Origin of the sequence: Chryseobacterium sp. MIQD13, from assembly GCF_050496705.1 — a bacterium.
In the GTDB taxonomy this organism is placed as follows: Bacteria; Bacteroidota; Bacteroidia; order Flavobacteriales; family Weeksellaceae; genus Chryseobacterium.
Map to the genome: position 1 here is coordinate 153,004 of NZ_JBNWAF010000004.1, position 25,377 is coordinate 178,380.

General features: G+C 37.7%; 18 protein-coding genes. 11 read left to right on the forward strand and 7 right to left on the reverse strand.

Features of this window, described 5'->3' with window-relative positions; all coding sequences use genetic code 11:
• The first annotated feature begins 12 nt into the window (after window positions 1-12).
• The 8 genes from ACQWU4_RS17650 to ACQWU4_RS17685 all read left to right on the forward strand — a co-directional run bounded on the left by ACQWU4_RS17650 (window position 13) and on the right by ACQWU4_RS17685 (window position 15,252).
• A complete protein-coding gene (locus ACQWU4_RS17650) occupies window positions 13-2,025 on the forward strand; it encodes a fumarate reductase/succinate dehydrogenase flavoprotein subunit (protein ID WP_429937077.1) in 2,013 nt (670 codons plus the stop codon).
• 24 nt (window positions 2,026-2,049) lie between these two features.
• A complete protein-coding gene (locus tag ACQWU4_RS17655; RefSeq protein ID WP_184167172.1) occupies window positions 2,050-2,817 on the forward strand; it encodes a succinate dehydrogenase/fumarate reductase iron-sulfur subunit in 768 nt (255 codons plus the stop codon).
• 305 nt (window positions 2,818-3,122) lie between these two features.
• On the forward strand, window positions 3,123-4,646 hold the full coding sequence (locus ACQWU4_RS17660) for a TlpA family protein disulfide reductase (protein ID WP_429937078.1): 1,524 nt from the start codon (window positions 3,123-3,125) through the stop codon (window positions 4,644-4,646).
• Between the two features lie 119 nt (window positions 4,647-4,765).
• Window positions 4,766-6,172 carry a 23S rRNA (uracil(1939)-C(5))-methyltransferase RlmD gene (gene rlmD / locus ACQWU4_RS17665; RefSeq protein ID WP_429937079.1) on the forward strand — a complete coding sequence of 469 codons (1,407 nt, stop codon included), beginning with the start codon at window positions 4,766-4,768 and terminating at the stop codon, window positions 6,170-6,172.
• Between the two features lie 79 nt (window positions 6,173-6,251).
• The gene (locus ACQWU4_RS17670) at window positions 6,252-6,728 is read left to right on the forward strand and encodes a DUF6452 family protein (protein WP_429937080.1); all 477 of its coding nucleotides are present in this window, start codon (window positions 6,252-6,254) and stop codon (window positions 6,726-6,728) included.
• A complete protein-coding gene (locus tag ACQWU4_RS17675; RefSeq protein WP_429937081.1) occupies window positions 6,694-7,362 on the forward strand; it encodes a DUF6048 family protein in 669 nt (222 codons plus the stop codon). The genes ACQWU4_RS17670 and ACQWU4_RS17675 overlap by 35 nt, the downstream gene beginning before the upstream one ends.
• Window positions 7,363-7,632: 270 nt before the next feature.
• Complete coding sequence (locus tag ACQWU4_RS17680) at window positions 7,633-10,572, forward strand: reprolysin-like metallopeptidase (RefSeq protein ID WP_429937082.1); 2,940 nt, start codon at window positions 7,633-7,635, stop codon at window positions 10,570-10,572.
• Window positions 10,573-10,863: 291 nt separating this feature from the next.
• The gene (locus ACQWU4_RS17685) at window positions 10,864-15,252 is read left to right on the forward strand and encodes a GEVED domain-containing protein (protein WP_429937083.1); all 4,389 of its coding nucleotides are present in this window, start codon (window positions 10,864-10,866) and stop codon (window positions 15,250-15,252) included.
• A 307-nt stretch (window positions 15,253-15,559) separates the two neighbouring features.
• On the opposite strand, the gene coaE is transcribed toward ACQWU4_RS17685, so the two are convergent.
• Genes coaE through ruvB form a run of 4 tightly spaced genes read right to left on the reverse strand, consistent with a single transcriptional unit; the run spans window position 15,560 to window position 18,723 of the window.
• Complete coding sequence (gene coaE, locus ACQWU4_RS17690) at window positions 15,560-16,192, reverse strand: dephospho-CoA kinase (protein ID WP_429937084.1); 633 nt, start codon at window positions 16,190-16,192, stop codon at window positions 15,560-15,562.
• Between the two features lie 8 nt (window positions 16,193-16,200).
• On the reverse strand, window positions 16,201-17,067 hold the full coding sequence (locus tag ACQWU4_RS17695; RefSeq protein WP_429937085.1) for an MBL fold metallo-hydrolase: 867 nt from the start codon (window positions 17,065-17,067) through the stop codon (window positions 16,201-16,203).
• Window positions 17,068-17,082: 15 nt separating this feature from the next.
• Entirely contained in the window at window positions 17,083-17,694 is a 612-nt protein-coding gene (locus ACQWU4_RS17700) for an FMN-binding negative transcriptional regulator (protein ID WP_429937086.1), read from the reverse strand.
• 6 nt (window positions 17,695-17,700) lie between these two features.
• A complete protein-coding gene (ruvB, locus tag ACQWU4_RS17705; protein ID WP_429937087.1) occupies window positions 17,701-18,723 on the reverse strand; it encodes a Holliday junction branch migration DNA helicase RuvB in 1,023 nt (340 codons plus the stop codon).
• A gap of 217 nt (window positions 18,724-18,940) precedes the next feature.
• On the opposite strand from ruvB, the gene hutI reads away from it, so the two are divergent.
• The 3 genes from hutI (at window position 18,941) to ACQWU4_RS17720 (ending at window position 22,610) form a co-directional block, all read left to right on the forward strand.
• Entirely contained in the window at window positions 18,941-20,167 is a 1,227-nt protein-coding gene (gene hutI, locus ACQWU4_RS17710) for an imidazolonepropionase (protein ID WP_429937088.1), read from the forward strand.
• 97 nt (window positions 20,168-20,264) lie between these two features.
• Window positions 20,265-21,179: a formimidoylglutamase gene (gene hutG, locus ACQWU4_RS17715; protein WP_429937089.1), complete on the forward strand. Its 915-nt coding sequence runs from the start codon at window positions 20,265-20,267 to the stop codon at window positions 21,177-21,179.
• Window positions 21,180-21,317: 138 nt separating this feature from the next.
• Window positions 21,318-22,610, forward strand: coding sequence for an aldehyde dehydrogenase family protein (locus tag ACQWU4_RS17720; protein WP_429937090.1), 1,293 nt, complete (start codon window positions 21,318-21,320; stop codon window positions 22,608-22,610).
• A 113-nt stretch (window positions 22,611-22,723) separates the two neighbouring features.
• Here the strand turns inward: ACQWU4_RS17720 and pyk are convergent, their stop codons facing one another.
• From pyk to rnc, 3 genes are read right to left on the reverse strand one after another with little or no spacing between them, the layout of a single operon-like run.
• Window positions 22,724-24,169: a pyruvate kinase gene (pyk, locus tag ACQWU4_RS17725; protein ID WP_429937091.1), complete on the reverse strand. Its 1,446-nt coding sequence runs from the start codon at window positions 24,167-24,169 to the stop codon at window positions 22,724-22,726.
• Complete coding sequence (locus tag ACQWU4_RS17730) at window positions 24,162-24,635, reverse strand: IPExxxVDY family protein (RefSeq protein WP_429937092.1); 474 nt, start codon at window positions 24,633-24,635, stop codon at window positions 24,162-24,164. Before ACQWU4_RS17730 ends, pyk begins: the two co-directional genes overlap by 8 nt.
• The gene (gene rnc / locus ACQWU4_RS17735) at window positions 24,613-25,374 is read right to left on the reverse strand and encodes a ribonuclease III (RefSeq protein ID WP_429937093.1); all 762 of its coding nucleotides are present in this window, start codon (window positions 25,372-25,374) and stop codon (window positions 24,613-24,615) included. The genes ACQWU4_RS17730 and rnc overlap by 23 nt, the downstream gene beginning before the upstream one ends.
• Window positions 25,375-25,377: the final 3 nt, after the last annotated feature.

The window sequence follows — 25,377 nt, forward strand, 5'->3', positions numbered from 1 at the left end:
CAATATACCAATATGAGTAAATTAGATTCAAAAATTCCGGCTGGTCCTTTAAAGGATAAATGGAAGCATCATAAAGACCATATGAACCTTGTTGCACCAAACAACAGAGATAAGATTGATATTATTGTTGTAGGTACAGGTTTGGCAGGAGGTTCTGCTGCAGCTACATTGGCTGAACAGGGATATAATGTAAAAGCGTTCTGCTATCAGGATTCTCCAAGAAGAGCGCACTCAATTGCAGCTCAGGGAGGTATCAACGCAGCTAAAAACTATCAGGGTGACGGTGACTCTACATACAGGCTATTCTATGACACCATCAAAGGAGGTGACTACAGAGCCAGAGAAGCAAACGTTTACAGATTAGCTGAAGTTTCTGCGAATATTATCGACCAGTGTGTTTCACAAGGTGTTCCGTTCGGAAGAGATTATGGCGGCCAGTTAGATAACCGTTCATTTGGTGGGGTTCAGGTAAAAAGAACATTCTACGCAAAAGGACAGACAGGACAGCAGTTATTATTAGGTGCATATTCTTCAATGAGCCGTCAGATCGGAAAAGGAAGAATTAAAATGTACAACCGTCATGAAATGCTTGACCTTGTAATTGTTGACGGAAAAGCAAGAGGTATCATCGCAAGAAACCTTGTAACAGGTGAAATCGAAAGACATTCTGCTCACGCGGTTGTTATTGCTTCAGGGGGTTACGGAAACGTATATTTCCTTTCTACTAACGCAATGGGTTCAAACGTTTCTGCGGCTTGGAAGATTCACAAAAAAGGTGCGTATTTCGCGAATCCTTGTTATGTGCAGATCCACCCGACTTGTATTCCTGTTCATGGAACACAGCAGTCTAAACTGACTTTGATGTCTGAATCATTAAGAAACTCAGGAAGAATCTGGGTTCCTAAGAAAATTGAAGATTCAGTAGCGATCAGAGAAGGTAAATTAAGACCGGAAAATATTAAAGAAGAAGATAGAGATTATTATTTAGAGAGAAGATATCCTGCATTCGGAAACTTGGTGCCTAGAGACGTTGCGTCCAGAGCAGGTAAAGAAAGATGTGATGCCGGTTTTGGAATCGAAAATAATGATACTAAAGAAGGTGTTTACCTAGATTTCTCTACAGAGATCATTAAAAAAGGTAAAGAAGCCGCTATCGAAAAACATATTCATAATCCTACAGATCAGCAGATCTATGATTTAGGAAAAGCTTGGATCGAGGAGAAATACGGTAACTTATTCGTGATGTACGAAAAAATTACAGCTGATGATCCTTATAAAACTCCAATGAAGATTTATCCTGCAGTTCACTACACAATGGGTGGTGTTTGGGTAGATTATAACCTTCAATCTACTATTCCTGGATGTTTCGTAATTGGTGAAGCTAACTTCTCTGATCACGGTGCCAACAGATTAGGAGCTTCTGCTTTGATGCAAGGTTTGGCAGACGGATATTTTGTACTTCCTTACACGATTGCCGATTACCTTTCTGCAGATATCAGAACAGGAACAATTCCTACCAATTCAGCAGCATTTGATGAAGCTGAGAAAGGGATTAAAGATAAAGTAGAATTCTTCTTAAATAATAAAGGAACTCATTCAGTAGATCATTTCCATAAAAAATTAGGACACATTATGTGGAATAAAGTAGGTATGGGAAGAACACCTGAAGGATTGAAAGAAGCTATTGCTGAAATTGCTCAAGTGAAAAAAGAATTCTGGGCAGACGTGAAAGTTCCTGGTGACGCCGATGGAATGAACACAGAGCTTGAAAAAGCGTTCAGAGTTGCAGACTTTATCGAACTTGGTCAATTGATGGCAATCGATGCTTTACACAGAAACGAATCTTGTGGAGGACACTTCAGAGAAGATCATGCGACTCCGGAAGGTGAAGCAGAAAGAGATGATGTGAACTTCAAATATGTAGGAGCTTGGGAATATCAGACAGATGATATCACAACAGAAGTTCTGCACAAAGAAGATCTGATCTACGAAAACATTGAAGTTAAAGCAAGAAGTTACAAATAATCTCCAACCTATAAATAAATAATTATGAGTGCAAAAAAAGGCCTTCATCTTACCTTAAAAATTTGGAGACAAAAAAATAGCAAAACGAAAGGTCAATTCGAGACCTATAAAATATCAGATGTATCTACAGATTCCTCATTCCTTGAAATGCTGGATATTCTGAACGAAAACATCATTAACGAAGGAAAAGAACCTATCGCTTTCGACCACGACTGTCGTGAAGGAATCTGCGGTATGTGTTCCCTTTACATCAATGGTAGAGCACACGGTCCTGATACCGGTATCACAACCTGTCAGCTTCACATGAGAATGTTCAAAGACGGTGAAACCATTGTTATTGAGCCTTGGAGAAGTGCCGCTTTCCCGGTTATTAAAGACTTAATGGTAGACAGAAGCGCATTTGACAGAGTAATGGCTGCCGGAGGTTTCATTTCAGTGAATACTTCAGGTAATACATTGGATGCTAATGCAATTCCGGTTCCTAAAGAAGATGCAGACAAAGCAATGGATGCTGCAGCATGTATCGGATGTGGTGCATGTGTGGCAACTTGTAAAAACGGTTCTGCAATGCTGTTTGTAGGAGCGAAAGTTTCTCAGTACGCTCTTTTACCTCAGGGTAGAGTAGAGGCGAAAAGAAGAGTTCTGAACATGGTGAAAGCTATGGACGAAGAAGGTTTCGGAAACTGTTCAAATACTGGTGCATGTGAAGTGGAATGTCCGAAAGGAATTTCTCTTGAAAACATTGCAAGAATGAACAGAGAATATATGGCCGCTATGGTAGATAACGGATAGAATCCATTCAGATACATTTAAAATCGCCTTCATAATGAAGGCGATTTTTTTATACATACCATATGGCTGTTAAAATTTGTTAAGTTGTTGATCAGGTAAGGTATTCTTATTTAATAAGTTTATATTTGGTGAACATCAGAAAAAGATTATTACTTTCAGTATTCTTTTTCCTGTGAAAAATTTTATAGAACAAAAAGACCTTTAAAGTCCCATTTTTACAGGTCTTCATAAAATTTTCAAAAAAAATAAATAGTGTTAATTAACAAGCCGTAAAAAACGTATTTTTGCGTAATATTAAAATTGAAATGAAAAAATATCTTTTATTGTTTATCATCACAGCTTTTGTGATGTCTTGTTCAAAAAAAGTTGAAGTTAAAGGAAAAATTACAGGAAGTTCACCGCTCGAAAGAATTGAATTTGTTGAAGCTTCCGGTGTGGCAACCCTTCCGCTTGTTAATATTGGTTTAGATAAAAGTGGAAACTTTACAGGAAGCTTTGAAGCTCCTAAAGACGGAATGTATGTAATCAACTATGCAGGAAGACAAAATCTTATTTATCTTGAAGGTGGGCAGAAGCTGAATATTTCAGGGAATGCAATGACCTTTCCAAACGAATTCGTAGTTACAGGGGATGCTAAGAAAAACAACGACTTTCTTCAGGCCAGCCAAAAATTTTTGGGTGAGTATGGAAGTAAGATCAATGTTCAGCAGCTAATGAGCGGAGACGAAAAAACTTTCTTAAAAGGAGCTCAGAAAATCGAAGCTGATATCAATAAAAATGTAGAAGACCTTGCTCAGAAAAATAACCCTGGTAAAGGAATCTTAGAATGGAAAAAGAATGACGTTAAAGTAACTATTCTTAACCTTCTTGCCAATTATGAAATGGCACAGCGTCAGATGTCAGGAAACCCTTCATTTAAAGTGTCAAAAGCTTTCAAAGATTACGAGACAAAACTTGAAGAAAATAAGGATGTAATGGTGAAAACAATCCCATTATACAGACAATATCTGCTTGTTAAAATGAGCCCTGACTTTCAAAAATTTGCTGAAGCAAAAACCAAAGGAAAAACGGACGTAACAACTTCTGAAATCTTTGCACAATTCCTGAAAGACAGAAAAGAAGTTTCTCAGACAGCGAAAGATTATCTTTTGGCGTTTGTAGTAGCTCAGGATATTCATCCAGGTGCTCCGGCAAAGAATATGGATAAAGTTAAAAAAATCATCGATACAGATATTACAGATGCTGCCATCAAAGCAGATTTAGTTAAAATGCAGTTAGCTGTTAACGGTCTTAAAGTAGGTGAAGCTGCTCCTGAAGCAGCATTGGTAAAAGCAGACGGTAAATCTTACCAGCTTTCTGAAAATAAAGGAAAACCATACATGCTGTTCTTCTACGCATCTTGGAATCCTTACATTAGTGAAGCTACAGTTCCTGTACTGAAAGAAGTGGTGAATTTCTATAAATCTAAAATGAACTTTGTTTTTGTAAACGTAGACGATACAAAAGATCAGTTTGTAAAAACAAGCAGTGCATTATTAAAAGGAATTCCGGGGACAAATGTTTATGGAGATAAAGGTCTGGACTCAGATGCTGCTAAAAAATATGGAGTTTACGGATTTAAATTACCTTGCTTTGTGATCGTTGATAAAGACGGTAAAATTGCAAGCAGATCTTTTGTAAACCTTGGCGAACAGGAAGTAGTGACAATTTTGGATAAACTTACAGGCCTTACTGCACCGAGAGTACAGCCTAATCCTCAGATGATGCCGGGAATGCAGATTGATCCTTCTGCACAGCCTGCAAATCCTCAACCCGCCCCTGCAAAATAATAAACTTTAATATAGATGGAAACCTTATCTTCGGATAAGGTTTTTTTTATTGTATTTTTGCGGAATCAAACCGGAAGATTTCTTTCGGCTGTATTAGAAAAATAGAAATAGAGTTTAGGATGAGAAAGAAGAAAGATATAATTCTTGAAAATATTAAATTGTTTGGTGCAGGAGCCAAAGGCGTTGCCATAGGGAAAACAGAAGAAGGAAAAACCGTACTGGTTTCCGGAGCAGTTCCCGGAGATGTAGTCAATGCCAGAGTGAAAAAATCCAAGTCCAAATACTATGAAGCTGAAACCACAGAGATTGTAGAGAAGTCGCCGTTCAGAGTAGATCCTAAATGTATTCATTTCGGAACCTGCGGAGGATGCAAGTGGCAGAATATGAGCTACGAAAAGCAGCTTGATTTCAAACAGGAAGAAGTATATAATAATATCAAAAGGATCGGAGGAATTGATGACTTTGAAACCATTTCAATTTTAGGTGCCGAAGAACAGTATTTCTATAGAAATAAAATGGAATTTTCCTTCTCCAATGCGAGATGGCTTACCCAATATGAAATAAGCTCCGAAGAGAATTTCGGAAACAAAGATGCTTTAGGTTTCCATATTCCCGGAATGTGGAGCAAGATTTTAGATCTTAAAGAATGCTTCCTGCAGGAAGATCCCTCCAATGCGATCCGCCTGGCTGTGAAAAAGTTTGGCGTAGACAACGGATTGGATTTCTTTGACGTAAGAAATCAGGAAGGCTTTTTGAGAACCTTAATGATGAGGCAGAACTCTAAAGGCGAATGGATGGTACTATTTCAGCTTTACAGAGAAGAAAAAGAAAACAGAGAAAAGCTTTTCCAGTTCTTGCTTGAGCAATTCCCGCAGATCAAAACTTTGGTTTACGCTATCAATTCAAAACAGAATGATTCTATTTACGATTTAGATATCAACATTTATTCGGGAGAAGGATTCCTGATGGAAGAAATGGATGGGCTAAAGTTTAAAATAGGTCCCAAATCATTCTTTCAGACCAATTACAAACAGGCATTGGAGCTTTACAGAAAAACATTAGAGTTCGCTGACTTAAAAGGTGATGAAGTGGTTTATGACCTGTATACAGGGACAGGAACAATTGCCCAGTATGTAGCAAGAAATGCAAAGCAGGTGATCGGTATAGAATCCGTTCAGGAAGCAATAGATGCAGCCATCGAACATGCCGAATTAAACGGTCTTACCAACACGACCTTTTATTGCGGAGATATGAAAAATGTCTTTAACGATGAATTTTTAGAAAATCATCCCAAGGCAGATGTTTTAATTACCGATCCGCCAAGAGACGGGATGCACCAGAAAGTGGTAGAACAGATCATTAAACTTTCACCTGAAAAAGTAGTCTATGTAAGCTGCAACTCAGCAACACAGGCAAGAGATCTCGCTTTAATGAAAGAACATTATACCTTAGTGAAAATCCTGCCGGTAGATATGTTCCCGCAAACCCACCACGTTGAAAACATAGCATTGCTTGTTAAAAAATAAATTTATTTAAATTTGAATTTCAAATCTTAATATAAAACGCCAGTTCCATCTGACTAAATAAAAAAATAAAAATATACAGATGAAATATTTTAAATTTCTCATCGTGATCTGCTTTTTAGGAATGCTTTTTTCCTGTGGAGGAGATGATGATATCTGCGAAAGCGGTGAAGGAACCCCTAGGATGAAGGTAGCATTTAAGTCTCTGGAATCCGGAAAGGCAGTGACTTTGGATTCGTTATATGTGGCAGTAGATTATGGATCAGGTAAAGTACAGCTTGGGAAACTTCAGAAAATAGATTCAAGACTTATCCCGTTAAGAGTTGATGATTCTCCTTTTACAGACGTTTATTTCAGGTTTGAAGATAAAGGAGTGGAATCTCATGTCCGGGTTAATTATACTACGAAAACCCAATATGTGTCTCCGGGGTGCGGAATCAAAAAAACTTACGAGAATTTAAGCTCAGAATTAATACAATCAAATCCTGTACAACAGCTCGAAGCAGGACAAAACCAAATAGAGAATGAAGACAAGACTAATCTTTTCCTTCTTTTTTAGCCTGATAGCAATATCCGGGTTTGCTCAGGAAAAAAAGGAAACCAAAGAGACTAAAAAGGTACAGGAGAAATACAAGCCGAACTTTATGGTTGGTGTTGATGTTCTTAATACAGGTGTTTCTTTTTTCTCGGACAGAAAGCTTTACCAGGGTTTTATTTCATCAAAAATAAAAGGAAACGTGCATGCTATTGCTGAAGCGGGTTTCGAAAAAAATGTGTACCAGAAAAATGGCTACGATGCAAAAGCAAGCGGCCCTTTTGTGAAACTGGGAGCATTTTATATGCTTGCAAAAGATCTTGAAAATGAATTCAACGGTTTTTATGCGGGAGGAAAAATAGGAGCAGCATTCTATAATCAGGAATATATGGCAGTTCCGGTTCGCGGATTCGGGGGCAGTGCTTCATCTGTAGCGTTTCCGTCATCATCACAAACCTCTGCCTGGGTGGAGGGTACTTTGGGAGGAAGAGTGCAGCTGTTTGAGTCAAACTTTTATATCGATGTCAATCTTCAGCCAAGATACCTGGTATACACCTCCAAGCAGGATGATATTACTCCTATGATCGTTCCGGGATTTGGAAGAAGTTCATCCAAATTCAATATGGGTTTTGCATGGAATATTGCATATAAATTCTAGAATGGAATAGGCATTATAAAGCTCTTGAAGATTCTTATGTAAATAATATTTGCAAAAATATTGAATTTGTATAAAAATATAGTGAATTAGATGTAATTCCCATTAAATAATAAAAAGTATTAGGATATTCCTAGTACTTTTTTTATTGTATTTATTGTGGGTTTTTGCTATCTGTTCTGGTATTGTTGTGATAAATTTAAAATAAAATAAATATTATTTGGTTTTTTTGTAAATGTATGGCTATTTTTGAGGAATTTAAAAATAGTTTTTATGAAAAAAATCATTACTGCTTTATTTTGTAGTTTGATAGGAGGCTCTGCTCTGGCACAGTGGACTCCCACTACCTACAGAGCAAAGGAAAAGTTCTCACTGGTGCGTAATTATTATAAGCTGGATCTTGATAAAATTAAAGAACAGCTTAAAAATGCTCAGGAGACAGGTCCAAATGCAAAATCTGTTGAGATTTCTTTACCAACTTTGGGCGGTAAGGTTGAAAGATTTGCAGTTTACAGCTTTCCGGTTGTAGTAAAAGAACTGGCTGACCGCTATCAACTAGGATCTTATGTAGGAGTTGGGATTGATGATCCTTCCAAATATCTAAGATTTTCGGTAGCTCCTAATGATTTCCAGTCTATGATTATCAAAGATGGGAAGTATGAATTCATAGAGCCGCAAAATTCAGATAAAACTGTATATGGAGTTCATCCTAAAACAAAATCGACAGAAGGGAAAAGCTTTGTTTGTAGTACTGAAGAAAGTCCGGCAGCTGTAAATCAGATCAATGAGATGTATAAAAACGGTAAAACGTTTACCAATCAGCCAACTGATTTCTCAAAAATGTCTGATAAGAAATACAGAACCATGAGACTGGCAATGTCTGTAACAGGCGAGTATACTCAGTATTTTGGAGGAACAGTTCCCGGAGCATTGGCAGCTATCAATGCTACAATGACCAGAGTAAATGGTGTTTTTGAAAAAGATTTCGCTTTACATTTAAACTTACAGGATTTTCAGAATGTAATTTATACTAATGCTGCCACTGACCCTTATTCAGCTGCTAGTACCGGCGCTGGAGGAGCTTGGAATCAGGAATTACAGACAGCCTTAACGAATAATGTAGGGAATGAAAATTATGATATCGGGCATTTGTTCGGAGCTTCCGGAGGCGGAGGAAATGCAGGATGTATCGGATGCGTTTGTATTAATCCTACAACAGCTGTTCCAAAAGGAAAAGGTTCAGGATATACTTCCCCGGCAGATGGTATTCCTCAGGGAGATAATTTCGATATTGATTATGTGGCTCACGAAATGGGACACCAATTGGGAGGTAACCATACATTCTCGCATAATCTTGAAGGGTCCGGGGTAAATGTTGAACCGGGTTCAGGAACGACAATTATGGGATATGCAGGTATTACAGGACCTAATACTGATGTTCAGCCACACTCTGATGCTTATTTTCATCATGTAAGTATTAAGCAGATTCAGACTAATTTAATCAACAAAACTTGTGATGTGGAAACTGCGATTGCCAACAATCCACCGGTAATTGCTGCACTTCCTACTTATAATATTCCTAAAGGAACTGCATTTGTACTGACTGCTTCTGCAACCGATGCTGAAAATGATCCGATGACATATACCTGGGAAGAGATAGATAATGCAAGTGTCAGCATTAATAAAACCAATTTGGGAACAACTTCAACCGGGGCTTCATTCAGATCTTTAGCGCCAACAACCAACCCAACCAGATATTTCCCTAAATTATCTTCCGTATTAGCAGGAGTTTTAAACAATTCAAATAATTTATGGGAATCTGTTTCTATGGTTGCAAGAACAACTAAGTTTGCTGTAACAGTAAGAGATAATAATCCTGCAGCTAACCAACAACAAACTCAGTATGCTGAGCAGACTATTGTTGTAGGTAATGACGGACCATTTAAAGTGAACACGCAATATGTTCAACCGACTGTTCCTTCTGTAATTGAATGGGATGTAGCGAATACTACAGCAGCACCATATAATGTAGCTAATGTAAAAATTGACTATACGACAGATAATGGTACTACTTGGACAGTTATTTCTGCTTCAACAGCAAATGACGGAAGTGAAAACTATAGTTTCCCTGCTGCATTAAACGGACAGACAATTAAAATAAGAATTTCTTCTATTGGAAATGTATTCTATGCTATTAGATCTGCATCAGTTGCTCCTTTTGCTGCATGTGATGGAACAGCCCCAACAGGAGTTTCAGTTAGTGGTATTACAATAAATTCTGCGAATGTAAGCTGGGCGCCTGTTAATGGAGCTACCTATATCATCCGTTACAAAAAGATAGCTGACACGACCTGGCAGCAAACGACAAGCTCATCTCCTAGTGTTACATTAACAAACCTTGTAGATGGAACGGCTTATGAAGTTCAAATTGCGGCAGTTTGTTCAGGAACACCTGGAGCTTATTCGGCTTCTTCAAACTTTACTACATTAGGAATAGCTTATTGTGCAGTTTCTTCTAATAATAATACGGATGACCATATTTCAAATGTTACTTTAGCCAATTTAAATAATACTTCATCAGCCAGTCTATATACAGACTATTCTACAAATGCAGCATTACAGGTTAACTTAACGGCAGGAGGTACTTATACATTATCAGTATCAAAAGCTTGGTTAAGCGGTACAGGTCCGTATTCCGGAGCTACATCAGCTTGGATAGACTTTAACAGAAACGGTGTTTTTGAAGATGCAGAAAGAATTCTTACTTCAACTACAACTACTCAAACTCCGGTTACGGCAAACTTTACAGTGCCTGCAGGTGCAGTTACAGGTTTAGGTCTTAGAATGCGTATCGGAATGTTGTATACTACTCAGGCAAATGCAGCTATTGTCAACCCTTGTGGTACTTATGGTACTTACGGAGAATTTGAAGATTATAACGTAGTTGTTGCAGCTGTTTTAGGTACAAAAGATATTGCTAACCCTCAGGATGGTATTCAATTATATCCTAATCCGGCAAATGATGTCTTAAATGTAACTAAAGTATCAGATAAGGCAATGTATAAAATTTACAGTGCTACAGGTCAGCTGGTAGGAGACGGAAATATTAATGATGGAAAGATCAATGTTTCTTCTCTTGTGAAAGGCGGATATGTGATCACAATTGATGAAAAAGGAAAAGATCAGTTCAGGTCCAAGTTCATCAAAAAATAACAATAATTAAAGTAATATAAAATCCTCAGGTTCTCTTGAGGATTTTATGTTTTTATATGCAGAATGTATTATTATTGTGAAATTTTTACAAAAAAATATTTGAATGAATATATTAATAGTGAAAAAATTATTAGATTTGTGTAATTATTAAAATATTAGCGTATGAATTAAAAAACTACTTTTTCCAATACAGATTATCTGTAAAAATGGATGTCTCAAAGGGTATTTGGACATCAACAAATAAGAAATACTATCTTATACTATTGTTATTATAACTAAATTTTAAAAAATATGAGTGGATTTTTACTCTGTAAAATGAGCCGACCCTTCAAAGTGCTCATAACATTGCTTTGTATGGTCTTCGGACTGTTTTCACAGGCACAAACAGTTACCATTGGTACAGGCACCACTACTCAAAGATATCCTTTGAGTGTGTACTATGGGTATCAGAGAGATGCATCACTTTATACTGCTGCAGAAATTGGTCTGCCTGCAGGCGGAAGTGTTTTGTCTGTAGCATGGAATGCGACAACAGCTACAAGTGCAGCTACTCCGGTAAAGGTTTATATGAAATCTGTTCCTGCTGGAACAACTACTTTTACATCACAAGACTGGCCTACAGCAACAGCCGGAGCTTCATTGGTGTATACCGGAACTCTTAATAATATAACTACAGGGTGGAATACACTAACCCTGCAAACTCCTTACTATTATAATGGAACGGAGAACTTAGTGGTATTGGTTGAGACCAATTATGGCGGCAGCGGAACCGGAGGTACAGCAGGAAGCGGCTTTACTTACTCAAGTGCTACGTCACGACATATGTATATTGAGGTTGATACTTCACCTCCTACAACGAATACTTCAAATGTTAACTCTAACAGACCTAATGTTCAGTTAACTTTTGGGCCAGCTCCTTCATGTATACCTCCTTCAGGATTTACATTGGGTACTGTAACCCCAGCGACTGCAGCAGTCAGCTGGACTGCTCCTTCGCCTGCACCGGCAGGAGGTTATGAAATCTATTACAGTACATCTGCGACAGCTCCAACACCTACAACTCCAGCTTCACAAACAGTTACTACAGGAACGAGTGCAACACTTTCTCCACTGACAGCCAATACTGCTTATTATGTATGGGTAAGATCAAAATGTAGTACAGCAGATCAGAGTACATGGGTAGGACCTATTAATATATTTACAGGATACTGTACTCCGACAGGAGGTACCTCAACTTCATATTATCTGAAAACTGTTACTACAACAGGAGGAATCACGAACTTAAACTATACGGCTACTTCTTATTCAGCTTATGTAAATAATACAGCTTCAGCTATTACAGCATTACCTAGTAATACTGTAACTATGAACCTGAATACAGGAACCAGTACTTATTATTATTATGTTTGGGTTGACTGGAATAATAATATGAACTTTAATGATCCGGGCGAAACTGTTCTGGCAACTACGACCTATGCTACCAACGGAACGGCATCAATTGTTATCCCGGCAGCACAAGCACCAGGTAACTATAGGGTAAGAACAGCAACATCTTGGTCAGGTGCACTTACTCCTTGCGGACAGGCAAGTTATGGTAATTATGTAGACTTTACATTAACCGTTATGTCTTTACAGCCATGTACTACGGCACCTCCAAGTAATATTTCAGTTTCAAACGTTACACCATCTACAGCGCTTGTGAGTTGGTTACCTTCAACAGGTGCTACTTATGTATTAAGATATAAGCCAGTATCTAGTGGGACATGGACTACGGTGAATATTACTACACCGCTTACAAGCAGCTATACAATAAACAACCTTACAGAACAGGTACAGTATGAAGTTCAGATTGCTACAATCTGTGGTACACAAGGAGCCTTCTCTCCAAGTACAACCTTCACGACTCCTGCTATTTCTTATTGTACTTCAGCTTCTACAAGCTCTACAATTGATGGGTATATCAGTAAAGTTAATGTAACTCCAAATGCTGCAATACCAATGACCAGTACTTCAGATTTCAGCAATTATACAGATTATACTGCTGATCCTGCAAGGTTGGTTACTTTAGTAAGAGGTCTAGGGGCTAATACTGTTACTATTGAAAAAACCTGGCCGGGCACTCAGTGGTCGTTCGGAACAGGAGTATGGATTGACTTTAACAGAAATGGGGTTTTTGAAGCTTCTGAACAGGTATTGAACTCACCAAGTAATACTACCACACCTGTGACTGCTACTTTTGCGGTACCGAATGCAGCCGGAGGAGTTTATACAGGAAACCTTACTACCCGTATGCGTGTAGCACTGAGAGAAAGTGCAACTGCTGCTCCTTGTGGAACCTTCACTTGGGGTGAAGTAGAAGATTATGCTGTGAAACTTATTGATCAGCCTGCTTGTACTACTGCACCTCCTACAAATATTACTGTTACAAACCTTACAGCTTCTACGGCTACGGTTTATTGGCTGGGTGCAGCAAATGCTACTTACACTATCAGATGGAAGTTGGCTACTGCAGGAACCTATACAATTCCGCCTGTGACTTTACCAGCAGGACAAAATTATTATACTATTCCTGGTCTTGCTGAACAGACTAAATATGATGTACAAGTTTCTACTACATGTGGAACTTCTACAGGACCATATTCTACAGCAATACAGTTTACAACACCGCCGCTTACATATTGCCCTATGACGGGTACAGGAACTAACGACCACATTTCAAATGTAACTGTTACTTCTTCTAACCCTGGGGTTCCGGTGATGAATAATACAACTGTACAGAATAACTACACAAGTTATACTACACCTCAAACATTAATCACTCTTGATGCAGGTTCTTCAAATAATAAAATTTCTGTATCAAAAGGATGGACAGGTGCAACAAGTAACGATGCAGTGTCAGTTTGGATAGATTATAACAGAAACGGAGTTTTTGAAACATCAGAACAGATTATCAATTCAGCAGCAAGTACTGCAACTCCTGTTACTAACAACAGTTTCGCTGTTCCGGCAACGGCTTATACAGGTCCGCTTACTACTACTATGAGAGTGGTTCTTAAACGTACCAGTGCTCCGGTATTATGTCAAAATGCGGTAAATGGTGAAGTTGAAGATTACGCGGTAAGAATCAGACCATGTAGTAATGCAACGCCAAACCAGCCTACAATTACAGCAACACATAATTCTGCTACACTTACATTAACAGGATCAGCAACTAACGTAACTTATCTTGTAAGATATAGAATTCAGGCTACTCCTCCGGGAGCATGGACGGAAGTATATGCTTCAGCATTGTTAAACAACCTTCCACTTGTATTGACTGGTTTAACTCCGGCTACCATATATGAAGTTCAGGTGGCTACAGTTTGTGGAGATGTTGTTGGTACATTTACACCTATCAAAACATTCGTAACAAGATGTGATCCTACACCTCCGAATGTTACAGTAAGTAATATTACAACCAATTCTGCATTGATTACATGGGCTCCGCTTTCAGCAAGTTCTACGTATACATTGGAATGGAGAAAAGTAGGAGCTACTACTTGGACTCAGGTACCTAACATTGCACCTCCTACTAATACTCATTTGTTAACAGGTTTAGACCCATATACAAAATATGAAGTAAGAGTTGCTAATAAATGTGTGGGAGAAACTACTCTTAATCCATATTCAAATCCGAAAGTATTTACTACGGAAAGAACATGTGAGCTTCCTCCTCCGGGATTAACAATAACTCAGATCAATCCTACATGGGCTGAAGTTACATGGGAAGGTTTCCCTGGTGCTACTTATATCCTGAGATATAGAAAAGTAGGTATTCCAAGCTGGACAAATGTTCCTTTAACAACGAATACTTATACAATAACAGGACTATTAGAAGAAACGAAATACGAAATGCAGGTTGTAAATGTTTGTAACGGTACACCGGGTACATATACACCTCCATACTATTTCACGACACCTACAGTTATCTACTGTCAGATGGGTTCTCAAAATGCAGTTAATGAACATATTTCTAAAGTTACGGTAGTTCCAAACGGAAGACCTAAAATGGAAAATGCTTCAGGACCTTCTAGTTATACGAATTACACAGGAGTACCTGATACATTCATTGAAATGGTTCAGGGATCTACAGGGAATCAGATAACGATCGAGAAAAAATGGAACGGAACTAATCATGACGAAGGTATTGCAGTATGGATCGACTTCAACAGAAACGGATACTTTGATCTTGATGAAAGAGTATTTACGTCACCTCCAAATACCACAAGTCCTGTTACAGGAACATTCAATGTACCGGTAGATGCTTACATAAGCATGACAAGCTATAAGTATGTAGTAATGAGAGTGGCAATGATGAGAGACGGAATTCCTGTGAACTGTACAAATTTTGCCAATGGGGAAGTGGAAGATTACTCAGTAAGAATCTCTAAACCGGGAGTGCCAAATTCTGTTAACCAGACTGATATCATGATATACCCTAACCCGGTAAGCACGATATTACATGTGAAAAATATCAGCAAAAAAGCTAAATATAAGATCTACAATTCTACAGGACAGGTTATCGGAGACGGTATTCTGCTGAACAATCAGATCAACGTTAGCAAATTGATCAATGGTATTTATGTAATAGATATCGAAGACAATGGTATAACAGTTCAAAAGAAATTTATTAAAGAATAATATTTAAATTTCAAATACAAGAAGCCCTCAGAAATGAGGGCTTTTTTATGCTAAAGTTTGGTGAGTTTTGTCCTGACTTAAAGCTCTGGTAAACCAAATAGTTGCTACTTATCAAAATATCTTTTTGAGCTTTTTGTAAATAATATTTCGCAATATTTTTAGGTTCAATAGTTTTTTATCATTATCATAAAATTTTTTTTTCAATTCTAAATAACTGAACCTTTACAAAAATGAATAAAGAAAACAGCTGCTAATGGTTTTTAATTTAAATAAAAACCTCGTTAGAATTTTTCTAACGAGGTTTATTTTATTCAATCCCGAAAATAATCTGTTCGGTCTGTTCCTTAAGATCCTCTAGGTTGGTATTGTTATAGATAATATAATCTGCAAGCTTTATCTTATCCCTTTCTGGCATTTGCTTTTCCATGACAGCTTCTACTTCGCGGTAGGTTTTTCCATCCCTGTCCATCACTCTTTTGGCTCTGATATTATCTTCTGCTGTAACCAGAAGTGATTTATAACACTGTCTGTTCAGTTTTAATTCAAATAATAGGGCTGTTTCTTTGAAGACCAAATATTTAGTTTGTTGCTTCAGCCATTTTTCAAAATCAATCCGTACAGCAGGATGAATGATTTCATTTAATTCATGAAGCTGTTCCTTATTATTGAAAACTTTTTCGGCCACAAATTTTCTGTCATAAAGACCATTCGCATCATAGGCTTCATCACCTAATAACCCTTTGATCTTTATTTTCAAATCTTCACTTTCGTTTACGATAGCTTTTGCCCGGTCATCCGAATAATAAACCGGAAATCCGAATTCTTCAATAAATCTGGCTACTGTAGTCTTTCCTGAACCTATACCGCCGGTAAGTCCAATGATCTTGGGTGACGATGGTTCCGGTTCTGCTTTCTGTGTTTCTGAATGTAAATCTTCCATAATCAAAATTAATATCCAAAAACATCATTAAAACTGTGAATTTCGTCCAATCTTACCCCTTTTTCAGTCATTTTAAGACTTGCTAACTCATTGTGGGCATCATGTTCAAAGAACAGAAGATATTCATTATCTACACACTGTTTCAGGAACTTTCCTTTTTCTTCCATTGTCAGAAGGGGTCTTGTATCGTATCCCATCACATACACAGGGTTAATATGCCCCGCAGTAGGAATAAGATCTGCTGCGAAAACAATTGTTTTTTCCTGGTACTGGATCACCGGAAGCATCTGCTTTTCAGTATGTCCGTCCACAAAAATCACATCCATTTTAAGATCAGGAGCAAAGCCGTAATTTCCTGTAGTAGGAAGCGGTAAAAAGTTTAATTGCCCGCTTTCCTGCATCGGCATGATATTCTCCTTCAGGAAACTTGCTTTCTCTCTTGCGTTAGGTTCTGTAGCCCATTGCCAGTGGTTTTCATTTGTCCAGAACTGGGCATTTTTAAAAGCAGGTCTGTATCCCGTTCTGTCATCATTCCATTCAATAGCACCTCCGCAATGATCAAAGTGAAGATGGGTAAGGAATACATCTGTAATATCCTCTTTTACAAATCCGAATTTCTTTAAATTCTTATCAAGGTTATCATCTCCCCAAAGCGAATAATGCCCGAAGAATTTATCATCTTGTTTGTTGCCAAGACCGCAGTCTACAAGAATCAGTTTCTTGCCGTCTTCTATAAGGAGGGAACGTGTTCCCAGTTCAATCAGGTTTCTTTCGTCTGCAGGATTGGTTTTTTCCCACAGACTCTTTGGGACGACTCCAAACATGGCACCGCCATCCAGTTTAAATTTTCCACATTGTATTGGATATAGCTTCATATATATTTTTGATTATTATTTCTTTATTAATTTCATTTTCCCGGCAATTTTTCTGCCGTTCTCGTCTGAATTTTCCAGTTCTGCAATAATGTTCTGAAAATCATGGTCTTTTCTGTTCTGAGAAAGTTTTTGCTTGATGAATATTTCTGTAGGAATTATTTTCAGGCCAAAAGCACCTTTCATTTCCTTTTCCACAAATTCCCTTCCCATATTTTCTACCATCACAGGACACTTCTGAAACTTTTCATACTTGGCAGTTAATTTTTCCAGATGCTGATACAGTTCCTCGTTATTCATAAGCTGTACCTTTCCATGAATCTGTACAGCTTCATAATTCCATGTTGAAACATTCATATGATCATACCAGCTGCTCGAAATATAAGCATGAGCTCCCAGAAAATCACAAAGAACTTCATCCCCGTCCTTTAATGTTTTTGCCTGCGGATTAGCTCTTGAAATATGGGTTTCCACATAGATGTTCTCAGGATCATCCTCATTAAGCATCATCATAGAATGAGTTGCTCTGATTTTTTCAACCGAAGAAATGAGTAAGGCAAACGCATTTTCTCTGATGATTTCCCTCATCAGATCATGATCTTCGCTTCTGTATAATTTTGGAATAAACATAAATGATTAAAATAATTCTCCCGGATTTTTCGGACGGGCTATTTTTAAATGCTGATAAGCTTTTTCTGTTACTTCTCTTCCTCTTGGTGTTCTGATAATGAATCCTTCCTGGATCAAAAATGGTTCATAAACCTCTTCCAGTGTTTCAGGGTTTTCAGCAATCGAAGTCGCAAGAGCGGAAATTCCTACAGGTTTTCCTTTAAAATTTTCAATCATGACGCGCATGATCTTATTATCCATTTCATCCAGGCCAAACTCATCCACATTGAGAGAGTTCAAGGCATATTTTGTAATGTTGATCTCAATTTCTCCGTTTCCTTTAATCTCGGCAAAATCACGTACCCTTCTTAATAAAGCGTTGGCAATTCTAGGTGTTCCACGGCTTCTTCTGGCAATCTCTATCGCTGCATCTTCATAAATCTTACTTCCCAGAACCCTTGAACTTCGCTGAATAATCATAGATAAAAGTTCAACCGAATAATATTCGAGTCTGCTTTGAATCCCAAATCTTGCCAGCATTGGTTTCGTAAGCATTCCGCTTCTTGTGGTTGCCCCTACCAAAGTAAAAGGATTCAGACCGATCTGGACGCTTCTGGCGTTAGGACCGGTTTCCAGCATAATGTCTATCTTGTAATCCTCCATGGCAGAATACAGATATTCTTCTACAACAGGAGACAGACGGTGAATCTCATCAATGAAAAGAACATCATTTTCTTCCAGATTTGTCAGCAAACCAGCTAGGCTTCCAGGTTTATCTAAAACAGGACCGGAAGTAATCTTGCAGTTTACCCCAAGTTCATTGGCAATAATATTGGCTAAAGTCGTTTTACCCAGACCCGGCGGACCATGCAAAAGGACATGATCAAGAGCGCCACCACGTCTTTTGGCAGCACTTACAAAAACTTCAAGATTTTCCAGAGTTTTTCTCTGTCCGGCAAAGTCCTTAAAACTCTGCGGACGGATCTGCTCCTCCTGCATAAGCTCTTCATGCGAGTAGTTTTCTTTATCTGGATGTAAAAAATCTGGCATTAATTCATTTCATTTACTTCAAAGATAGGAAATTTAGACTAAGGTTAAGGATTAGATTGAGAAAATTCAGGAATTGAAAAAATGAGAGCCATAAGGCTGAGATAAAGATATCAGCTGAAGTCAAAGCTAATTTTGATTAAGTATATTAAGATATTTTTAAGTATTTTTGAGAGGAAAAATTAATTATAAAACAAGCTGTAGCTTTAATCTTAAATAAATGAAATTAATAGGACCTTTCAAGCAGATCGTGACGTTGGCAGATCTTTCGTTAAGAGGGAAAATATCTGATGAACAAATCAATATTATTACGGACGGAGGAATTTTGATAGAAAATGGCTTGATTAAGAAAGTGGGAGACTTTAAGACATTAAAGACTGAAAACCAGGATGCAGAGACAGAACTTATCGAAGGAGACCAGATTGCTCTTCCCGGATTTGTAGATTCTCATACCCATATCTGTTTCGGAGGAAACCGTGCCAATGATTTTGCAATGCGTAATGCCGGGAAAACATATCTTGAAATTGCAGAAAGCGGTGGGGGAATATGGAGTTCTGTACAGCATACGAGAAACGCTTCAGAAGAAGAACTTTTAAGAACATTACTTGAACGGATCAATTTTCTGGTTTCATTAGGAATTACAACCATTGAAATAAAAAGTGGTTATGGATTGGACGTGGAAAATGAGTTGAAAATGCTCAGAATTATCAAAAAAGCACAGGGGCAGACAAAAGCTAAACTGGTCCCTACATGCCTTTCTGCTCACCTGAAACCAAGAGATTTTGAAGGAACCAACCAGGAATATTTAGATTATATCCTTACTGAAATTTTACCGAAAGTAAAAGAAGAGGGGCTTGCACAACGTGTGGACATCTTTATAGAAAAGTCTGCATTTCAGCCTGAAGAAAGTCGGAATTTTCTTCTTAAAACTAAAGACTTAGGTTTTGATATTACCGTTCATGCTGATCAGTTTACACCCGGAAGTTCCCGAATTGCGGTAGAAGTGGGAGCAAAGTCTGCAGACCATTTGGAAGCTACTATTGATGAAGACATTGAATTCCTGGCAAAATCAGATACAGTGGCAACAGCACTTCCGGGCGCTAGCTTAGGACTGGGAGAAAAATTTACTCCTGCCAGAAAATTGCTGGATGCGGGAGCTATTGTTGCTATTGCCAGTGACTGGAATCCTGGTTCGGCCCCGATGGGGAATTTAATTACCCAGGCTTCTGTTTTAGCAACTTTTGAAAAATTAACGACAGCTGAAGTTTTAGCAGGAATGACATTCCGTGCAGCTTATGCATTAGGTCTGGAAAATATAGGAAAACTGGAAAACGGCAAAAAGGCAGATTTTGTAACCTTTAAAACGGATAATTTCCAGAACGTGCTTTATAACCAGGGAAGTTTGAGTGCAGAGCATGTATTTATTGATGGAAATAAAATTAGATAAAATGATACCATCAAAACAGAAACTTATAAGATATATTAAGTTTTTTCAAAATACTAATACCAACGATCAGAGGAAAATTTAGAGAATAATTCAGATTATGATTTGGCAAGGCAGATTAGACGGAGAAGAACTTCTTTTCCACAGAATATTTCAAAGAGTTAAAGAAGAACGTAATTACGACAATATTAAAGCAGATGATTTTGTATTGCATGGTTTTGCCGTAGATGAAGGAGTTAGACGAAATAAAGGCCGTCAGGGAGCTAAAGATGCTCCTGATGTGATCCGGAAGAATATGTCCAATTTCCCCGTGATTCGTCCGGATTTTTCTCTTCTTGATTTCGGAGATATCAGCTGTGAAGACGGAGATCTGGAAAGTACCCAAAACAGCCTTGCAAAAAATGTGTCAAAAGTATTGTTGAAAGGAGGAAAATCAATTGTTTTAGGCGGCGGTCATGAAATAACCTATGCTCATTATTTAGGTGTAAAAACAGCTTTTCCTGAACAGAAGATCGGGATCATTAATATAGATGCCCATTTTGATAACAGACAGCCGGAACAGGGAGTAGGAGCTAGCTCAGGAACGGGTTTCTGGCAGATTGCACAGGAAGGGCAGATCAATTCACTTCATATCGGGATTCAGAGAAATTCAAATACTCTTAAACTGTTTGATACAGCCCATCAGTATGGAATGAAGTATATCCTTGCAGATGAAATCTTTTTTGAAAATCTTTCGTCTATTTATCAACGAATTGATGAACTGGCGGAGAGTGTGGATTTTCTTTATCTTACGATCTGTATGGATGTTTTCAATGCATCGATTGCGCCGGGAGTTTCAGCTTCTGCCTACAATGGAATTTTTGCAGATACTCCTTTTATGCATTTTTACAGACATATCTTAAAAAGCAAAAAACTTGTAGCACTGGATGCGGCAGAAGTTAATCCTTCCCTCGATATTCAGGACAGGACAGCGAGACTTGCGGCGTGTCTTGTGAACGAATGGTTTATGATCTAATACGAATTTATATTATTTCGATAGAGAAAAATCATTGCTTTATTTAGCCTTAAGGAATAGAATTTGTTACTTTCACAGTGCTTTTAGAATGAAAGCATTAATAAATTCATTTTGTGAATTTAAAACAGAAATTATATTATGGAACAGTTAATTGAAAATAAGCTTATTAAAGCAGATAAGACATTTTCAGAATGGAGAAAAGTACCGTTTGAAGAAAGACAGAAGCTGATTGTAAAAGCGGCGGAAATTTTAAAAAGTAATTCGGAAAAATTCGGCAGAATTATTACTACAGAAATGAATAAGCCTATTTCGGAATCGATTGCTGAAGTTGAAAAATGTGCATTGATGATGAATTATTATGCAGAGGCCGAAAATATTTTAAAACCCGAAAAAGTTGAATCTGAATTTTCCTATTCTGAAGTTCATTATGTTCCGAAAGGTGTAATATTAGGAGTAATGCCCTGGAATTTTCCCTTCTGGCAGGTATTGAGGTTCGCTGTTCCTGCAATTTTGGCCGGAAATACGATAGTTTTGAAACATGCTTCAATTTGTTTCGGAAGTGGAAATGCAATTGTAGATGTTCTTTTGGAGGCAGGTTTTCCGGAAGGTGTTTTCCAGAATTTGGAAGTGGGGCATAAAGCGGTAAAGGAAATCCTTGAGCACGATGTTGTAAAAGGAGTAAGTCTTACAGGTAGTGGAAAGGCAGGTGGTGAAGTGGCTTCAATCGCCGGTTTAAATATTAAAAAATCTTTATTGGAATTAGGAGGAAGTGATGCCTTTATTATTTTCGATGATGCGAATTTAGATGAAGCAGTAAAAGCAGGAGTGAAATCCAGACTTCAAAATTGTGGACAGACTTGTACTGCTGCTAAAAGATTTATTATTGCTGAAAAGATTGAAGATGAATTTTTGCTGAAATTCATTGAAGAATATAAAACATACGAAGTTGGAGATCCTTTAAATAAGGAAACAAAATTAGCGGGAATGGCAAGACCGGACCTTGCTGATGAGTTGGAAGCTCAATTCGGCAGAGCATTGGAAAACGGTGCGGAAATTATCATTCCACTGGAAAGAATTTCAGATCATGAATTCAAGCCGGGACTGATAAGGGTAAAAGAAGGTAATCCGATCCTTCAGGAAGAGCTTTTCGGTCCTCTGGGGATGGTTATGGTGGCTGAAAATGATGAAAAGGCATTACAGATGGCTAATGATATTCCTTTCGGACTTTCAAACTCTGTATGGACTGCAAACAAAGAACGTCAGTTGTTTTTTATCGAAAATCTTGAATCAGGAACAGTGAATATTAACAGAATGACAAGTTCTGATCCGCGTTTTCCATTCGGAGGAACTAAATCTTCCGGTTACGGAACTGAGCTTTCACTGCTGGCTCTGAGAGAGTTTGTTACGGCTAAAACGATTGTGGGAAATTAATTTGTATGATGTATTAATATAAACTTACAGTTGTCAATATAAAAAACTCCCGGAAATATTATTTATCTCCGGGAGTTTTTATATGATTAAAGTAATATTTGTTATTACTTTTATTAAACTGTTGTCAGTCTTAATGTATTTGTTTTTCCGCCTTCATAAGATGGAGTAGCATTGATGTTGATTACAAAGTCTCCACTTTCGATATAACCGTGGTTGTGTGTAAGCATATTTACCTGAATGATCGTTTCATCTGTAGATTTTTTCATATCATAGTAATAGGCATGAACTCCCCAAAGAAGATTCAGCATCGTGATTACTCTTTTGTTTCCACTATATACAATGATATGGGAATTAGGTCTGTGTGCTGCAAGCTGGAATGCTGTATATCCTGAATGCGTTAATGTAACAATGGCAGAAACATTAGTTGTTTTAGCAATTCTTACGGCTGCAAGACATACTCTGTTGGTAATGAATCTTTCATCGATGCAATTATAGTCTTTTTCGATCGGTTCATTTTTATGCTGATAAAAATGGGTTTTTTCGATATTCTGTACAATTTTCGCCATATTTTCAACTACCTGTACCGGGTATCTTCCTACAGAGGTTTCTCCGGAAAGCATTACTGCATCAGCACCGTCCAATACAGAGTTGGCAACGTCGTTTACCTCTGCTCTTGTCGGCGTAAGGCTGTTGATCATTGTTTCCATCATCTGCGTAGCAATAATTACCGGCTTTGAATAGAATCTTGCTTTTTCTACCAGGTTTTTCTGGATAGCAGGAACCTCTTCCATCGGAACTTCCACACCAAGGTCACCACGGGCAACCATCAGTCCGTCGCATTCCAATAAAATTTCGTCGATATTCTTAACACCTTCAGGCTTTTCGATCTTAGCGATGATCGGAGTTTTGAATTTACCGTTCGGATGACTTTCGATCAGTTTTTTCAGGTCAATGATATCCTGTGCGTGACGAACGAAAGAAAGTGCAATCCAGTCAACCTCCATGTCAAGCATGAAATTGGCATCCTGAATATCTTTTTCCGTAAGTGCCGGAAGCGATACATTGGTATTTGGCAGGTTTACCCCTTTTTTAGAACTTAGAGGTCCCCCTTGAATGGTTTTTGCTTTTACAGTATCCACTTCATTGGTTTCGGTAACTTCCAATACCAGCTTACCATCATCAATAAGGATTCTTTCCCCAACTTTTACATCCTGAGGAAACTGCTGATAGGTCATATAAACCTTAGTAGAATCACCCTCAATTTTCTCATTGGTAAAGGTAAGGATATCTCCCGGGTTCAGGTAAGAACCTTCTTTTACTACACCTACTCTCAGTTTCGGGCCCTGAAGGTCTCCCAGGATACCAACAGAAAATCCAAATTCCTGATTAAGTTCTCTGATAATTTCAATATTACTTCGAACCAGTTCGTAATCTGCGTGTGAAAAATTTATTCTGAAAATATCAACACCTGCTTTCATTAGTCCTAACATTACCTCCTTCGACGATGAAGCAGGCCCTAGTGTTGCAATAATTTTTGTCTTCTTTAAATACTTATTCATAATACTGGATAATTTGATAAAGTTCTTCTTCAGAACCTAGTGTATAGTCTTGTATCGGAAATACAAGATTTTCAGGGAGCAAAATTACGGAAAAATCAGGAATTTGTTCCGAAGTATGCAGAATATATTCCACATCTACCTGATTATTTAATAAAAATTTAATGTTTTCTTCTTCTGTGAAGAGTTCGGTTTGTATTTTTTTTTGTTTACTTTCAGAAGATTTGTTTGAAATGAAAGTGAAACAGGTCTTTGTAAACTTATCATAAGCTTCAAATCTTGGAAAATAATAGTCATAATAAGCCCCGTGAAAGATCATATCTTTCTTTCTGGAAAAAGTAAGGCCGTTGATTTGATTTATTTTGTAGAAAAACTCATGAGCAGGTATATCTTTTGCTAATCTTACCAATCCTATGGCAATATCTTCAAATTCTATATCGTCTAAATCATAAAGTTTTTGAATTTCCAAGTATGTTTTCTTTTTTGTTTAAAATATAAAATGCTCTCTGTGCTGCTTTTTCTTCGGCCTTCTTTTTGGAAGTTTCCGTCGCATTGGCGATCTTTTCTTCTCCCAGCCAGACATGGCACCTGAATACAACTGATTTATTGACCTGAACCTCTTCGCAGGTCTCGTATTTTATATTTACTTTTTTCTTCTGGCTCCATTCAAGCAGAAGACCTTTATAGCTTACAATTTTATTCTCAAGCTTGTTAATTTCAGTAGGCGTAAGCAATCTTTCCAAGATGATCCTTTTACAGGCATCATAATGAAAATCCAGATACACAGCACCAATAAGTGCCTCAAATAAATTTCCGGAAATGTTCTCACCTAATGCTGCGGATCCCTGCTTCTGCAAAAGATCGATAAGCTTCAGGTCTTCACCTAATTTATTAAGATTCTTCCTATTAACAATTTTAGATTTCATCTGGGTCAGATATCCTTCATTAGCCTGAGGATAGGTCTGAAACAGGTGACAGGAAATAATTGTACCCAAAACAGAATCTCCCAAAAATTCAAGTCTTTCGTAATTACTGTCTTGATTTTTAGAAGAGCTTTTTAAAGAGAAAGCTTCACGGTAAAGAGCAATATTCTGAACCTCTGCACCTAACATTTTTTTCAGTTCGGTACTAAGGTAGTAATCTCTTTCCGTTAATTTTCTTTTTCTTTGTTTGAGAAGGAATTTAGAAAAGTATTTCTGTAACTCCATTCA

Excerpts from the sequence above, each read along its gene's own strand:
- ACQWU4_RS17670 (WP_429937080.1), top strand. The coding sequence starts at position 6,252 with ATGAAATATTTTAAATTTCTCATCGTGATCTGCTTTTTAGGAATGCTT.
- ACQWU4_RS17700 (WP_429937086.1), bottom strand. The coding sequence starts at position 17,694 with ATGTTTATTCCAAAATTATACAGAAGCGAAGATCATGATCTGATGAGG.
- ACQWU4_RS17650 (WP_429937077.1), top strand. The coding sequence starts at position 13 with ATGAGTAAATTAGATTCAAAAATTCCGGCTGGTCCTTTAAAGGATAAA.
- ACQWU4_RS17720 (WP_429937090.1), top strand. The coding sequence starts at position 21,318 with ATGGAACAGTTAATTGAAAATAAGCTTATTAAAGCAGATAAGACATTT.
- coaE (WP_429937084.1), bottom strand. The coding sequence starts at position 16,192 with ATGGAAGATTTACATTCAGAAACACAGAAAGCAGAACCGGAACCATCG.
- hutG (WP_429937089.1), top strand. The coding sequence starts at position 20,265 with ATGATTTGGCAAGGCAGATTAGACGGAGAAGAACTTCTTTTCCACAGA.
- pyk (WP_429937091.1), bottom strand. The coding sequence starts at position 24,169 with ATGAATAAGTATTTAAAGAAGACAAAAATTATTGCAACACTAGGGCCT.
- ACQWU4_RS17685 (WP_429937083.1), top strand. The coding sequence starts at position 10,864 with ATGAGTGGATTTTTACTCTGTAAAATGAGCCGACCCTTCAAAGTGCTC.
- ACQWU4_RS17655 (WP_184167172.1), top strand. The coding sequence starts at position 2,050 with ATGAGTGCAAAAAAAGGCCTTCATCTTACCTTAAAAATTTGGAGACAA.
- ACQWU4_RS17660 (WP_429937078.1), top strand. The coding sequence starts at position 3,123 with ATGAAAAAATATCTTTTATTGTTTATCATCACAGCTTTTGTGATGTCT.
- rlmD (WP_429937079.1), top strand. The coding sequence starts at position 4,766 with ATGAGAAAGAAGAAAGATATAATTCTTGAAAATATTAAATTGTTTGGT.
- ACQWU4_RS17695 (WP_429937085.1), bottom strand. The coding sequence starts at position 17,067 with ATGAAGCTATATCCAATACAATGTGGAAAATTTAAACTGGATGGCGGT.
- hutI (WP_429937088.1), top strand. The coding sequence starts at position 18,941 with ATGAAATTAATAGGACCTTTCAAGCAGATCGTGACGTTGGCAGATCTT.
- rnc (WP_429937093.1), bottom strand. The coding sequence starts at position 25,374 with ATGGAGTTACAGAAATACTTTTCTAAATTCCTTCTCAAACAAAGAAAA.
- ruvB (WP_429937087.1), bottom strand. The coding sequence starts at position 18,723 with ATGCCAGATTTTTTACATCCAGATAAAGAAAACTACTCGCATGAAGAG.
- ACQWU4_RS17675 (WP_429937081.1), top strand. The coding sequence starts at position 6,694 with ATGAAGACAAGACTAATCTTTTCCTTCTTTTTTAGCCTGATAGCAATA.
- ACQWU4_RS17680 (WP_429937082.1), top strand. The coding sequence starts at position 7,633 with ATGAAAAAAATCATTACTGCTTTATTTTGTAGTTTGATAGGAGGCTCT.